The 11,978-nt window shown below is 62.0% G+C and carries 21 protein-coding genes; all 21 read left to right on the forward strand.

Going from position 1 to position 11,978, the window contains the following annotated elements; all coding sequences use genetic code 11:
• Positions 1–17 precede the first annotated feature (17 nt).
• The 21 genes from rplD (at position 18) to GNK13_RS04170 (ending at position 11,867) form a co-directional block, all read left to right on the forward strand.
• The gene (rplD, locus tag GNK13_RS04070) at positions 18–701 is read left to right on the forward strand and encodes a 50S ribosomal protein L4 (RefSeq protein ID WP_164101164.1); all 684 of its coding nucleotides are present in this window, start codon (positions 18–20) and stop codon (positions 699–701) included.
• A 119-nt stretch (positions 702–820) separates the two neighbouring features.
• Positions 821–1,162 carry a 50S ribosomal protein L23 gene (gene rplW, locus GNK13_RS04075; protein WP_164101165.1) on the forward strand — a complete coding sequence of 114 codons (342 nt, stop codon included), beginning with the start codon at positions 821–823 and terminating at the stop codon, positions 1,160–1,162.
• Between the two features lie 35 nt (positions 1,163–1,197).
• Positions 1,198–2,058 carry a 50S ribosomal protein L2 gene (rplB, locus tag GNK13_RS04080; RefSeq protein ID WP_164101166.1) on the forward strand — a complete coding sequence of 287 codons (861 nt, stop codon included), beginning with the start codon at positions 1,198–1,200 and terminating at the stop codon, positions 2,056–2,058.
• Between the two features lie 83 nt (positions 2,059–2,141).
• A complete protein-coding gene (gene rpsS / locus GNK13_RS04085; RefSeq protein WP_164101167.1) occupies positions 2,142–2,411 on the forward strand; it encodes a 30S ribosomal protein S19 in 270 nt (89 codons plus the stop codon).
• 84 nt (positions 2,412–2,495) lie between these two features.
• A complete protein-coding gene (gene rplV / locus GNK13_RS04090; protein WP_164101168.1) occupies positions 2,496–2,852 on the forward strand; it encodes a 50S ribosomal protein L22 in 357 nt (118 codons plus the stop codon).
• Positions 2,853–2,953: 101 nt separating this feature from the next.
• Complete coding sequence (gene rpsC, locus GNK13_RS04095) at positions 2,954–3,664, forward strand: 30S ribosomal protein S3 (RefSeq protein ID WP_164101169.1); 711 nt, start codon at positions 2,954–2,956, stop codon at positions 3,662–3,664.
• Positions 3,612–4,019, forward strand: coding sequence for a 50S ribosomal protein L16 (gene rplP / locus GNK13_RS04100; protein ID WP_261345389.1), 408 nt, complete (start codon positions 3,612–3,614; stop codon positions 4,017–4,019). Before rpsC ends, rplP begins: the two co-directional genes overlap by 53 nt.
• Before the next feature lie 51 nt (positions 4,020–4,070).
• Complete coding sequence (gene rpmC, locus GNK13_RS04105) at positions 4,071–4,289, forward strand: 50S ribosomal protein L29 (protein WP_164101171.1); 219 nt, start codon at positions 4,071–4,073, stop codon at positions 4,287–4,289.
• Positions 4,290–4,328: 39 nt separating this feature from the next.
• Complete coding sequence (gene rpsQ, locus GNK13_RS22050) at positions 4,329–4,718, forward strand: 30S ribosomal protein S17 (protein ID WP_164101172.1); 390 nt, start codon at positions 4,329–4,331, stop codon at positions 4,716–4,718.
• 10 nt (positions 4,719–4,728) lie between these two features.
• Complete coding sequence (gene rplN, locus GNK13_RS04115) at positions 4,729–5,097, forward strand: 50S ribosomal protein L14 (protein WP_164101173.1); 369 nt, start codon at positions 4,729–4,731, stop codon at positions 5,095–5,097.
• Between the two features lie 133 nt (positions 5,098–5,230).
• A complete protein-coding gene (gene rplX, locus GNK13_RS04120) occupies positions 5,231–5,578 on the forward strand; it encodes a 50S ribosomal protein L24 (RefSeq protein WP_164101174.1) in 348 nt (115 codons plus the stop codon).
• A 77-nt stretch (positions 5,579–5,655) separates the two neighbouring features.
• Entirely contained in the window at positions 5,656–6,234 is a 579-nt protein-coding gene (gene rplE, locus GNK13_RS04125) for a 50S ribosomal protein L5 (RefSeq protein WP_164101175.1), read from the forward strand.
• A gap of 67 nt (positions 6,235–6,301) precedes the next feature.
• The gene (locus tag GNK13_RS04130) at positions 6,302–6,487 is read left to right on the forward strand and encodes a type Z 30S ribosomal protein S14 (RefSeq protein WP_164101176.1); all 186 of its coding nucleotides are present in this window, start codon (positions 6,302–6,304) and stop codon (positions 6,485–6,487) included.
• A gap of 20 nt (positions 6,488–6,507) precedes the next feature.
• The gene (gene rpsH / locus GNK13_RS04135; protein WP_164101177.1) at positions 6,508–6,909 is read left to right on the forward strand and encodes a 30S ribosomal protein S8; all 402 of its coding nucleotides are present in this window, start codon (positions 6,508–6,510) and stop codon (positions 6,907–6,909) included.
• A 107-nt stretch (positions 6,910–7,016) separates the two neighbouring features.
• The gene (gene rplF, locus GNK13_RS04140; RefSeq protein WP_164101178.1) at positions 7,017–7,562 is read left to right on the forward strand and encodes a 50S ribosomal protein L6; all 546 of its coding nucleotides are present in this window, start codon (positions 7,017–7,019) and stop codon (positions 7,560–7,562) included.
• A gap of 117 nt (positions 7,563–7,679) precedes the next feature.
• On the forward strand, positions 7,680–8,048 hold the full coding sequence (gene rplR / locus GNK13_RS04145; RefSeq protein WP_164101179.1) for a 50S ribosomal protein L18: 369 nt from the start codon (positions 7,680–7,682) through the stop codon (positions 8,046–8,048).
• 40 nt (positions 8,049–8,088) lie between these two features.
• Positions 8,089–8,580, forward strand: coding sequence for a 30S ribosomal protein S5 (gene rpsE, locus GNK13_RS04150; protein ID WP_164101188.1), 492 nt, complete (start codon positions 8,089–8,091; stop codon positions 8,578–8,580).
• A 65-nt stretch (positions 8,581–8,645) separates the two neighbouring features.
• On the forward strand, positions 8,646–9,146 hold the full coding sequence (gene rplO / locus GNK13_RS04155) for a 50S ribosomal protein L15 (protein ID WP_164101180.1): 501 nt from the start codon (positions 8,646–8,648) through the stop codon (positions 9,144–9,146).
• Positions 9,147–9,311: 165 nt separating this feature from the next.
• A complete protein-coding gene (secY, locus tag GNK13_RS04160; RefSeq protein ID WP_164101181.1) occupies positions 9,312–10,685 on the forward strand; it encodes a preprotein translocase subunit SecY in 1,374 nt (457 codons plus the stop codon).
• 89 nt (positions 10,686–10,774) lie between these two features.
• Entirely contained in the window at positions 10,775–11,347 is a 573-nt protein-coding gene (locus GNK13_RS04165) for an adenylate kinase (protein WP_164101182.1), read from the forward strand.
• A gap of 46 nt (positions 11,348–11,393) precedes the next feature.
• A complete protein-coding gene (locus GNK13_RS04170; RefSeq protein ID WP_164101183.1) occupies positions 11,394–11,867 on the forward strand; it encodes a TfoX/Sxy family DNA transformation protein in 474 nt (157 codons plus the stop codon).
• Positions 11,868–11,978 lie beyond the last annotated feature (111 nt).

Genomic DNA, 11,978 nt, shown 5'->3' on the forward strand with positions numbered 1-11,978 from the left:
ACGCCTGAACAATTCCCATGGTTAGTCTGCCCATCTACGACGTCTCCGGTAACGAGGTCGGTCAATACGAGATCGACCCCGAGGCGCTCGCTTCGCGGATCAACAAGCAGCTCCTGCACGATGTCGTGGTGATGTACCAAGCGAACCGTCGTCAGGGGACCCACCAAGCCCGCACTCGCGGTCAGGTGAGCGGCTCGACCAAGAAGATGTACCGCCAGAAGGGCACGGGGAACGCCCGCGCCGGTAGCCGCCGCACGAACATCCGCCGTGGCGGTGGCGTGGCCCGCACGATCACGACCCGCGACTACAGCTACCGCTTGCCTAAGAAGGCGATTCGCCTGGCCACGCGGATGGCAATCGCCAGCAAGATCATCGATGGCGAAATGGTGGTCATCGACAACTTCGGGCTCGACGCTCCGAAGACCAAGACGATGGCCGGCATCCTCAAGGCCGTGGGACTCGAGAACACCACCACCTTGATCACCACTGCCAGCTACGACACCGCGGTCTACAAGAGCGGCCGCAACATCCCGGGCGTCGACGTGCGTGCCGCCCACGATCTGAACGCTCTCGACATCCTCCGCCCCAAGCGGATGCTGGTGACCCGCGAAGCGCTCGACCGGATCAAGGACGGGACGTTCAACCAGTCGCCCGGTGCGGCCGGCAAGAACGAGCCGGAAACCGCCGAAGCGGCCGCCTGAGCCCCCCCAAAAAAAGAACTGCCGCGCCGAGCCCCGGAACCGCTTGCCGAACTCCGCTGCTCGACGCCCACACCGCCTGAACCATACCCATCGCACCCACGCCGAAAACGCTACCGGTCATGGCCGCTAAAGCATCCAAACCCACGCCGCCGTCCGCCGGTGACTCCACTTCGGGTCTGCAGCTGGAGCCGCATCACGTGCTGCTCCGCCCGCTGGTCACCGAGAAGGGAGTTCACCGCGCCGCTCGCAACAACCAGTATGCGTTCGAGATCCATCGTCAGGCGACGAAGGAAGACGTCCGCAAGGCGGTTGAGAAGCTGTTTGACGTGAAAGTCGTCAAGGTGCGGACCCAGAACCGCAAGGGCAAGAATCGCCGCTTCAAATTCCGCGTCGGCCGCACCGCCGATTGGAAGAAGGCGATCGTCCAACTCGATGCCGAACACCGCATCGATTTCTTCTAGGCCAACAGTCAACACTTCCAGATCAGACGAGATCCATGGGCATTCGCATCTACAAGCCGACCAGCGCCGGTCGACGCAACGCGTCGGTCAGCGACTTCGTTGAGCTGACGCCGGGCGCCACGCCCGAGAAGAGCCTGCTGCGTCCGAAGAAGAAAAAGGGCGGTCGCAACAACCAGGGCAAAATCACCGCCCGGCACCGCGGCGGCGGACACAAGCAACAGTACCGCATCATCGACTTCCGTCGCACCAAGGACGGCATCCCGGCCACGGTCGACAGCATCCAGTACGACCCGAACCGCTCCTCGCGAATCGCGCTGCTCAAGTACGCCGACGGCGAGAAGAGCTACGTGATCGCTCCCGACGGACTCAAGGCCGGCGACAAGCTGGTCAACGGTCCCGATGCGGCTCCCAAAGTCGGCAACTGCATGCCGCTGCAGAACATCCCGATCGGCACGACCGTCTGCTGCATCGAGCTGCGTCCGGGCCGCGGGGCTTCGATCTGCCGTTCGGCTGGCACCAGCGCCACGCTGATGGCTCGCGAAGGCGACTGGGCTCAGCTATCCTTGCCGAGCGGTGAAATCCGCCGCGTCCCGAGCCTTTGCCGGGCCACGATCGGCATGGTCGGTAACAGCAGCCACAGCAAGGTTCGGCTCGGCAAAGCCGGCCGCAGTCGGTGGCTCGGACGTCGCCCGCACGTTCGCGGCACCGCGATGAACCCGATCGACCACCCGCACGGCGGTGGTGAAGGCCGGACCAAGGGCGGTCGCCACCCGGTCAGCCCGCAGGGCAAGAGCGCCAAGGGTGGCAGCACTCGCCAGCGTCGCAAGCCGAGCAACAGCTCGATCGTGCGTCGTCGCAAGAGCCGCCGCTACGGCCAACTGAAGCTCCACCGCTAGGTCCACTGAGTACTGAGTACTGAGTACCGCACCCCGAGACACCCTTACAGCGTTACCTAAATCAGCAGCCAGCGAATACCGTTATGAGTCGAAGCAGCAAGAAAGGGCCTTTCGTCGATCCGAAAGTGTTCTTCAAAGTTCAGAAGCAGGCCGAAGCGGGAACGCACGAGCCGATCAAAACCTGGGCGCGTCGCTGCACGATCGTTCCGGAGTTCGTCGGCGTGACGTTCATGGTCCACGACGGCCGCAAGCACCAGAAGGTGCTGGTCACCGAGGACATGGTCGGTCACAAGCTGGGCGAGTTCGCGCCGACCCGCACCTTCCGCGGTCACGGCGGCAAAGGCAAACGATAATTGCAGCTTCGCGACCGGCTTTGGTCGCGCGGTTGCTCCCCGAGAGACAACGTTTTCAGCGTCGAGACACACGGACACAACGTTATGGCGATGCGAGCCACCCACAAGAATGCCCGGATCAGCGCCCGCAAGGTGCGGCCGGTCGCGGATCTGGTCCGCGGAAAGTACGCTGACGAAGCGCTCAACATCCTCAAGTTCCAGCCGCAGCGCGGCGCCCGGATGCTCGAGAAGGTGATCCTCAGCGCGGTCGGCAACGCTCAAGACCCCGAACAAAACGGTGGTCGTAGCTACAACGTCGAAGACCTGGTCCTGACCGACGTCCGCGTCGACGGGGGACCGATGTTCAAACGCATCCGCCCCCGGGCTCGGGGGATGGCGTTCATGATCAAGAAGCGGACCAGCCACATCTCGGTCGGGATCAGCCCGATCGACGAGCTCTAGTCCACGCCCCCTCCGGTTCCTCGTCACTCGTACGCTCCAATCCTCATACGGCAAACGTGCACCGCGCCCCTGAAGCGGTGCGGCTCAAACTGAGATAAGCAATGGGTCAAAAAGTCAATCCGATCGCGTTCCGCACCGGTGTCACCCGCGGCTGGGCGAGCCGTTGGTACGCGTCGAAACAGGACTTCGCGGAATTGTTGATGGAGGACTTTAAGGTCCGCAACTTCATCAAGAACCACCCGAAGAAAACCCAATACAAGAACGCTGGTATCGACCGCATTGAGATCGAGCGAACTCGCGATGAGGTTCGCGTGATCCTGTACGTCGCTCGCCCCGGTCTGATCATCGGCAAGAAGGGCCAAGAGGTCGAACTGCTGCAGGAAGAGCTGCAGAACCTGATCGGCCGCCGCGTCAACCTGAAGATCGAAGAGATCGGTCGGCCCGAGATCATGGCTCAACTGGTCGCCGAGGACATCGCCCAGCAGCTCAGCAAGCGGGCCAGCTTCCGGCGAACCATGAAGCGGTCGATGGAACAGACCATGGATGCGGGTGCCAAGGGCATCAAGATCCAGATGGCCGGCCGCCTCGGCGGATCGGAGATGGCACGGCGTGAGAAACAAAGCAGCGGCTCGATTCCGCTGAGCACCCTGCAAGCGAAAATCGACTACGGGTTCACCGAAGCGATGACCGCTCAAGGGCATATCGGTATTCAAGTTTGGATTAACCAGGGCACTTACGGAGACGACACCGATGGCGCTGATGCCTCGACGGGTCAAGCATCGAAAAAGCCAAAGAGGTCGTATAAAAGGTAGTGCGACTCGCGGTAATACGGTCGTGTTTGGCGAATTCGGCATCCAGTCTTTGGAAGCCGGCTGGATCAAGGCCACCACGATCGAAGCGGGTCGTATTGCTGCTCAGCAGTACGTTCGCGGCGAAGGCAAGCTCTACATTCGGATCTTCCCCCACAAGTCGGTGACCAGCACCCCGCTGGAAACTCGAATGGGTAAAGGTAAGGGTGAGCCGGACTTCTGGGCCGCGACCGTCAAGCCGGGCACGATCCTTTACGAACTCAGCGGCGTGACTGAACAACAGGCCAAGGTCTGTTTTGCGCGACTTGCCAGCAAAATGCCGGTCAAGGTACGGTTTGTTCGTCGGCGGACGGCTTAACAGGCGTCGCCCGGCGATTATGTTTACGCAGGTTTGTGCACGCAGCGAAATATGAAAGTCAAAGAACTTCGCGAGATGAGCGACGAGCAGCTCGAACTGACCGTCAAAGACGCGTCGGAGAAGCAGTTCCGGCTTCGCTTCCAATCGCAATCCGAACGCCTCGATACTCCCAGCGAGATCCGCGCTAATCGGCGGTTGATCGCTCGCATCAAGACGATCCAGACCGAACGCGCCAAGGCCGCGCAAGCCGCCTCCGGCAGCGCTTCGTGACCCCGTCCACGCCGTCCACTTAGACACCGATTCACCGTTATGCCGAAGCGCGTCCTCACCGGAACCGTGACCAGCGATAAGATGCTCAAGACCCGCCGGGTCGAGATCAATCGCGTGGTGCAGCACCCGAAGTACAAAAAGTTCATTCGCAGCCGAACCGTCTGCTACGCCCACGACGAAGACAATGAGTCGAACGCCGGGGACCTGGTCGAAATCATCGAGTCGCAACCGCTCAGCAAGCTGAAGCGGTGGCGGTTGGTGCGGGTCATCCAGAAGAGCACGGCGGTCGACCTCACGGCGCTGCGGGCAGCCCGCAAGGGAGCCAGCCAAGCGGAAGCCGAAGCGATCGAAGCGGCGCGGGCGGGTGACAGCGAAGGTGGGAACGTCGCCGGTGGCGCATCGGCAGAGAACAAGCCGGTAAGCGAATAGAGATAACGCCATGATCCAACAAGAAACCCGGCTCGACGTAGCCGACAACACCGGCGCCCGCGAGGTGATGTGCATTAAAGTCCTGGGCGGCTCGCGGCGCCGCTTCGCCGGCCTCGGCGATGTGATCGTGTGCAGCGTCAAAAGCACGATTCCCGGGAGCGAAGTGAAAAAGAAGGCGGTCGTGCGAGCGGTGGTCGTCCGCGTCAAGCAGCCGACCCGCCGCCCCGATGGCAGCTACATCCGCTTCGACAGCAACGCCGTCGTGCTGATCGACAAGGACAAGAACCCCCGCGGCACCCGGATCTTCGGGGCGGTCGGTCGCGAGCTCCGCGATCGGGCGTTCATGAAGATCGTCAGCCTGGCGAACGAAGTCGTCTGAGCGGCGGTTCCGAAGAGACAACCCGCAGCGAAAACCAGCGTGGCCCCCGGCCCGCTTTCGCCGCCCCCCACTGGTCGCCCCGAGATGGGGCGACAAACCCGCAACACAGTCATTCCCGTTTGGATTCCGTTCGATGTTGATCCGCATTGACGACCAGGTCGTCGTGATCGCCGGTGCCAGCAAAGGCACTCGTGGAAAAGTTCTGAAGGTCGACCGCGAAAAGAACAAGGTCGTCGTCGAAGGAGCTGGGCGAGTGTGGAAGCATGTTCGCCGCAGCCAAAAAAACCCGCAGGGCGGGCGGTTGAACGTCGAGATGCCGATCGACGCTTCGAACGTGATGGTGATCTGTCCCAAGACCAACCAGCCGACGCGGGTCGGGGTCCGGTACTTGGAAGACGGCAGCAAGGAACGTTACGCCAAGAAGAGCGGAGCGTCGCTCGGGCAGATCAGCCCGCCGCGTGCCGCCTACGCGGCCAAGTAGAGCGGGCCGCCCCGCCGCTCGACTCTGCCTCTCCCATTTGAATCGAAACCAGACAACGCGACACGGACCCTGCCCCGATGGCACTGCCAGAAATCCCCCGGCTCCAGACCAAGTATCTCGAAGAGGTGCGTCCCGCCTTGGTCGAGAGATATGGCTACAAAAACCCGCACCAAGTCCCCCGCCTGCAGAAGATCACCCTCAACATGGGTGTCGGCGAAGCGGTCGGCGACAAAAAGGTGCTGGACACCGCCGCCTCGGCGATCGCCGACATCACCGGCCAACGCCCGGTGCTCACGGTCGCTCGCAAATCGATCGCCGGTTTTCGGCTTCGCGAGGGGATGCCGATCGGCTGCATGGTGACGCTTCGCCGCCAGCGGATGTACGAGTTCATGGATCGCCTGATCTCGATCGTGCTGCCGCGTGTCCGTGACTTCCGCGGAATCAGCCGCAAGGCGTTCGACGGCCGCGGCAACTACAGCCTCGGCTTGGCCGAGCAGCTGGTGTTTCCGGAGCTGAACCCGGACAAATACACCAAGCCGCAGGGCATGAACATCGCCTTCGTGACCACCGCGCTGACCAACGACGAAGGACGCGACCTGCTCGAGTTGATGGGCATGCCGTTCCGCCACGTTCAGAAGAAAACGGATGCCGCGTAGGCACCAGCAGACAGTTTTTATCCACACATCAATTCCGGCCTAAACCAGAACCGACAGGTACCGACGCGTGGCCAGCAAGTCCAAGATCGCGAAAGCAAAACGTACACCCAAGTTTTCGTCGCGGCGTGAAAGCCGCTGCCAGATTTGTGGGCGCCCGCGGGCCGTGTACCGCAAGTTTGGTCTTTGCCGGATCCATTTCCGCGAGCTGGCCAACGCCGGCTTGATCCCCGGTGTCCGTAAGGCCAGCTGGTAGAGAAAGGGGAGCCCACCGCCATGATGACCGATCCAATTGCCGACATGCTGACGCGGATTCGCAACGCCGTTCGCGTCGAACGCCCCTTTGTGGATATCCCCGCCAGCCGTGTCAAACGCGGTATCGCCGAGGTTCTCAAACGCGAAGGCTTTATCTGGGACTACGAGGAAGTGCAGGAAGAGGGCGCGCCGGTGGCAGTGCTCCGCCTGGAACTGAAGTACGGCCCCAATGGCGAGCAGATCATCCAGTCGATCCGCCGTCGCAGTAAGCCCGGACGCAGGCTGTACGCTCGCAGCCGCGAACTCCGCCCAGTCCTCGGCGGACTCGGAATCAGCATTATCAGCAGCAGCCAGGGCGTGATCAGCGATCGCGAAGCCCGCACGAAAAACCTCGGTGGTGAAGTGCTGTGCGAGGTGGCGTAAGTCGCCGGTCGACTCTCTCCCACGCACAGCCGCTTCGCGTACCACCAACCACGCCAGCGCGGCGGCGGTCCGTTTACGATCAAATATTTATTCTGTAGCAGCCAGTCATGAGCCGCATCGGTCAAAAACCTGTCAAGATTGTCGGCGGAGCCAAGGTTTCCGTCTCGAATCGGACCATCAATGTCGAAGGTCCGAAGGGCAAGCTCGCGTTTGAGCACCGTCCGGAAGTCTCCGTGGCTGTGGACGATGCGGCTAACGAAGTCACCGTCTCCCGCCGCGACGACGAGCGCGAATCGCGGGCCTTCCACGGGCTGACCCGAGCGATCGTCGCCAACATGATCGTCGGCGTGACCGAGGGCTACGAACGGAAGCTCGAAGTGGTCGGCGTCGGTTACCTCGCCTCGATCCAAAGCGGCACGCTCCAGCTCCGCGTCGGGTTCGCCAACGAACTGCAAGTCAAAATCCCGTCGGACCTCGACGTGACCTGCCCCGACCAGACCCACATCACCGTCAAGGGCTGCGACAAGCAGCGGGTCGGCCAGTTCGCCGCCCAGGTCCGCTCGCTCCGCAAGCCCGAACCCTACAAGGGCAAGGGGATCCGCTACCAGGGCGAGCAGGTCAAGCTCAAGCCTGGTAAGGCAGCCTCCAAGTAATTCCGCGGGGCTCTCGAGCACCGACGCTACCTTCCGACCGCAGGGCGGGGAGCCACCGCCCCGACCTTTCCAAGCCATCCTTCCAAAATCGATCAGCGCCGTTAGATTGGTGCCGCTATGGACAAGAACAAGAAACTCAACGAGCAGCGGACGCGCCGGCGTCACCATGTTCGCAAGCCGCTGCGTGGAACCCCGGATCGGCCGCGGCTCTCGGTCGAGCGAACGCTCAAGCATTTCGCTTGCCAGCTGATCGACGACACCGCCGGACGGACGATCTGCGCGGCCAGCACCCGCCAAGCCGACCTCAAGGGGTCGATCCAAAACGGCGGTAACTGCGACGCAGCCGCCGCCGTCGGCAAGAAGCTGGCGGAACTCGCTCAGGCCGCCGGCGTCACCGCCGTCCGCCTCGACCGTGGCCACAATCGCTATCACGGCCGCGTCAAGGCGTTCGCCGACGCGGCTCGCGAAGGCGGGCTGCAGTTCTAGTCGCTTCCCTTTCAATCAATCCAACGCTCGTAGGAAAGTTATCGTGTCGACCACCTTACAACAGGGCGACTTGCTCGACCGCGTCGTCAAGATCAAGCGCTGTGCTGCGGTCGTAAAAGGCGGTCGCCGATTCAGTTTCGCCGCGATGGTCGTCGTCGGCGACGGCAAAGGACGCGTCGGCTGGGGCTATGGCAAAGCCAACGAAGTCCCCCCCAGCGTCAGCAAGGGCCAGAAGCAAGCCTCCCGCAGCATGATCGAAGTGCCGCTGGTCGAAGGCAGCATCCCGCACCAGGTGTGGGGCCAGTTCGGTGCGGCTCGCGTGCTCCTCCTGCCGGCCGGTGCCGGTACCGGTATCATCGCCGGCCAAGCGGTGCGTGCCGTCTGCGAAGCCTGCGGGATCCACGACATTCTGACCAAGAGTTACGGAACCAATAATCCGGTCACTCTGGTCAAGGCGACGATCGACGCGCTCAGCAAACTGCGGACGCGGGAAACCATCGCCGCGCTGCGTGGCGTCGACCTGGATATCTAAGTCGTCGGCGTCGCCGATTGCTCTCCTTCGCAATTGAAACCCATTCATTTATAGAATCCGTAGCCATGCAACTCGACGATGTCCATCGCGGGATAAATAAGAATAAGAAGCGCCGCCGCATCGGCCGAGGCCAAGGCTCGGGTTACGGCAAGACCGCCGGCCGCGGCCACAAGGGTCACAAGAGCCGCAGCGGTTACAGCCGCAAGCCCAACTTCCAGGGCGGGGCGATGCCGATGTTCCGTCGGATCCCGAAGCGAGGTTTCAACAACCAGTTCGCTCGGACGATCTTCGCGGTCAACGTCGGCGACCTCGACAAGGCGTTTGAGGACGGCACCGAGGTTACCCTCGAGCTGCTCGCCCAGCGGGGCCTCGCCACCGGGATGTTCGACGAGCTGAAGATCCTCGGCGACGGCGAGCTGACCAAGAAGCTCACCGTCAGCGCCCATCGGTTCAGCAAGAGCGCTGAGGAGAAGATCACCTCCGCCGGAGGGACGGTCAACAAGCTGGTTGCTCGCCGCACGCCCGATGAACGCGTCGCCGCTCTCAAGGCGGAAGCTCAGGGCTAGGCTCGCCGCTCCGCCGGAAGCGAGGAATCTCTCTCGCTCCGCTCGACGAATCCCAGTACATTTCAGCGGCGATCCCAAACCGATCGCCGTTTTTACTTGCCAGCCGCTTCGGCGAATCTCGCCGCCGCATTCTCTCTCGGTCCCCAACGTGGACGTGAGTTGTTTATGTTCGAAAAACTTCGCATCATTTTTTCGATCCCTGAACTGCGGCTGAAGATTCTGATCACGCTCGCGCTACTAGCCCTCTATCGGATCGGATTTCATATTCCGCTGCCGATGATGAACGCGATCCCCGAAACATCGGCTGGCGAGGGAGGAGCCTCGGAGTTCTTTGAAAAGGTCAGCCTGTTCGCCGCCTCCGACCTGCGGCAGGCCACGATCTTCGGTCTCGGGATCATGCCGTACATTTCCGCCTCGATCATTTTCCAGTTGCTCGGCAGCGTCTGGAAACCGATCGAAGAGCTGCGGAAGGAAGGTGAGGCGGGCCGCAAGAAGATCAATGAATACACCCGCTACCTGACCGTGGCCATCTGCTTGGTCCAAAGCTGGATGTATCTGCGGTTTTTCATCATGGCCGGGGCAGCCGGGGCCAGTAAGGTAAACCCTGACTTCTTTGCCGCCGGGACCGATACGCTCGCCTTTGGCTGGCAGATCGTCGCGGTGCTCGTGATGACCTGCGGGACCGTGTTCCTGATGTGGGTCGGTGAGCAGATCGACGAGTACGGGATCGGCAACGGGATCAGTCTGCTGATCATGGCCGGGATTCTCGCTCAGATGCCCCAGGCTCTGTTCGAGTTGGTCCGCAACATGGAGCCGAAGCTGGTCGGTTTGGCCAAGGGAACGGTCGGCGTCGAGACCCTGATCATCCTGATCGTCCTGTTCATATCCGTTGTCTTTGGGGTCGTGTTTATCACCCTCGGGCAGCGGCGAATCCCGACGCAGAGCGCCAAGTTCACCCGTGGCCGTCGCGTCTACGGCGGGACGCGCCAGTTTCTGCCGCTGCGGATCAACCAGGCGGGCGTGATGCCGATTATTTTCGCCAGCAGTCTGCTGATGATCCCCGGTGTCTTGTTCGGATTCCTCGCCGGCTGGGCCGAGACCGACAGCACGACGTTCCGAACGTTGACCGGTCTGAGCACGTTGATGAGCAGCGGAACCAGCTTCATCTACAACTTGCTGTACGTCGCCCTGATCTTCTTCTTCTGCTATTTCTGGACGGCGATCACCTTCAATCCTAAGGAGATGTCGGACCAGTTGCGGGAGTCGGGAACCTTCATTCCGGGGCACCGGCCGGGTCGGCGGACTTCGGATTATCTCGAGAAAGTGATGGTGCGAATCACCTACGTCGGCGCAGCTTTCTTGGCGATTGTTGCGATCGTTCCCACGATCGTTTACAGTTCGCTCGGCGTCTCCTATTCGATTGCCGGCTTCTATGGCGGCACCGGATTGCTGATCGCCGTGAGTGTGGCCTTCGACCTGATTCAGAAGATCGACAGTCACTTGGTGATGCGGAACTATCGTGGCATGCTAGAGAACTAGTTTGCTTTCTTGCTACAGCGGCGGGTAACGTGAGCCGACTCGCAGCGGATAATCAGCCTAACGCCGTCGTTTCTGGGGCCAAGCCTTCGATGCGGATCGTGTTTATCGGACCGCCCGGGGCCGGCAAGGGTACGCAGTGCAAACGGCTGACGGAGTTCCTGGGGATCCCCCACCTCTCGACTGGCGATATGCTCCGCCAGACTCGCCGCCAGGATTCGGCCCTCGGCCGCCTGGTTGCCGAGCATCTTGATACCGGGCGGCTCGCCCCCGATTATCTCGTGATGCGGATCGTGACCAACCGGATCCGACAGCCCGACTGCAAAGGGGGCTGCCTGTTCGACGGTTTCCCGCGGACGATCATCCAGGCCCAATTGCTCGACGAGCACCTCGCGGAGAAGGAAGACCGAGTCGATATGGTGCTCGACTTGGCCGTTCCCCAGGAGGAACTCGTCAAGCGGATGCTGCATCGGGCGAAGATCGAGAACCGCAGCGACGATACCCCCGATACGATCGACGCGAGACTTCGCGTCTTCTATACGCAGACGGCGCCGCTGCTGACGTACTACGCCGATCAGGGGAAGCTGGAGACGATCGACGGGATGCGCAGCCCCGATGATGTCTTCGAGGATATCCGCCAGCGAGTGCTGGCGAAGCGCGGTTGAACGAAGCAACCGCCTGCGGTCCTTCGCGATCGGCAAGGGGTTGGAAATGGCGGATCCCAAAGGGGACAAGCTGCTCGTCAACGTGGCGGCGTCCGAAGCTCGCCGGCGGCTCAAGGGTTTTGGCCACGGGGTTCGCAAAATCCAAAGCGCCGGGCGGAACCAGGCGCTTGTCATCCACACCGCCACCGATCGCCATCTGGCGGAGCTCGAGTCCCAGTTCGCCGACGTCGGTTTCACCAGTGGCGAAGGGGGGCTGAGCGAGCCCGTTGCCAACCTGCGAAATCTCGGAGCCACAGGTGCGCAGTGGCTGCGTGACGCCGGCGTGCGGAGCCGCGCCGATGCCGAGCAACTCGGTCCGGTCCTGGTCTACCGGATGGTCGAACAGCGTCACCCGGAAGCACGCCTGCATTTTCTCTATGCGCTGGCCGCCGGCCTGCAAGACCGCGCTGTGAATGAGCTGAGCGAAGCAGAAAAAGCGCAGCTCCGCGCGCAGCTGGATTCGCCATCCGCCGGACGCTAGCTGGACAGCGCCACTTGGGATTGGTTCGGAGCAGGACGGCTCGCGGAAAAATCGTTTAACGGCAAGCCGAAGGCGACTGCTTTTTAAAACACAGTCGCCTTCGGCTTGCCG

It is taken from the genome of Candidatus Laterigemmans baculatus, from assembly GCF_010367455.1.
GTDB lineage: Bacteria > Planctomycetota > Planctomycetia > Pirellulales > Pirellulaceae > Laterigemmans > Laterigemmans baculatus.

Coding starts and splice junctions, on each gene's coding strand:
- rpmC (WP_164101171.1), top strand. CDS start 4,071: ATGAAAGTCAAAGAACTTCGCGAGATGAGCGACGAGCAGCTCGAACTG.
- rplX (WP_164101174.1), top strand. CDS start 5,231: ATGTTGATCCGCATTGACGACCAGGTCGTCGTGATCGCCGGTGCCAGC.
- rpsH (WP_164101177.1), top strand. CDS start 6,508: ATGATGACCGATCCAATTGCCGACATGCTGACGCGGATTCGCAACGCC.
- GNK13_RS04165 (WP_164101182.1), top strand. CDS start 10,775: ATGCGGATCGTGTTTATCGGACCGCCCGGGGCCGGCAAGGGTACGCAG.
- rplB (WP_164101166.1), top strand. CDS start 1,198: ATGGGCATTCGCATCTACAAGCCGACCAGCGCCGGTCGACGCAACGCG.
- rplP (WP_261345389.1), top strand. CDS start 3,612: ATGCCTCGACGGGTCAAGCATCGAAAAAGCCAAAGAGGTCGTATAAAA.
- rplR (WP_164101179.1), top strand. CDS start 7,680: ATGGACAAGAACAAGAAACTCAACGAGCAGCGGACGCGCCGGCGTCAC.
- rplF (WP_164101178.1), top strand. CDS start 7,017: ATGAGCCGCATCGGTCAAAAACCTGTCAAGATTGTCGGCGGAGCCAAG.
- rpsS (WP_164101167.1), top strand. CDS start 2,142: ATGAGTCGAAGCAGCAAGAAAGGGCCTTTCGTCGATCCGAAAGTGTTC.
- rpsC (WP_164101169.1), top strand. CDS start 2,954: ATGGGTCAAAAAGTCAATCCGATCGCGTTCCGCACCGGTGTCACCCGC.
- rplD (WP_164101164.1), top strand. CDS start 18: ATGGTTAGTCTGCCCATCTACGACGTCTCCGGTAACGAGGTCGGTCAA.
- GNK13_RS04170 (WP_164101183.1), top strand. CDS start 11,394: ATGGCGGATCCCAAAGGGGACAAGCTGCTCGTCAACGTGGCGGCGTCC.
- rplE (WP_164101175.1), top strand. CDS start 5,656: ATGGCACTGCCAGAAATCCCCCGGCTCCAGACCAAGTATCTCGAAGAG.
- rpsQ (WP_164101172.1), top strand. CDS start 4,329: ATGCCGAAGCGCGTCCTCACCGGAACCGTGACCAGCGATAAGATGCTC.
- rplV (WP_164101168.1), top strand. CDS start 2,496: ATGGCGATGCGAGCCACCCACAAGAATGCCCGGATCAGCGCCCGCAAG.
- rplW (WP_164101165.1), top strand. CDS start 821: ATGGCCGCTAAAGCATCCAAACCCACGCCGCCGTCCGCCGGTGACTCC.
- secY (WP_164101181.1), top strand. CDS start 9,312: ATGTTCGAAAAACTTCGCATCATTTTTTCGATCCCTGAACTGCGGCTG.
- rplN (WP_164101173.1), top strand. CDS start 4,729: ATGATCCAACAAGAAACCCGGCTCGACGTAGCCGACAACACCGGCGCC.
- rplO (WP_164101180.1), top strand. CDS start 8,646: ATGCAACTCGACGATGTCCATCGCGGGATAAATAAGAATAAGAAGCGC.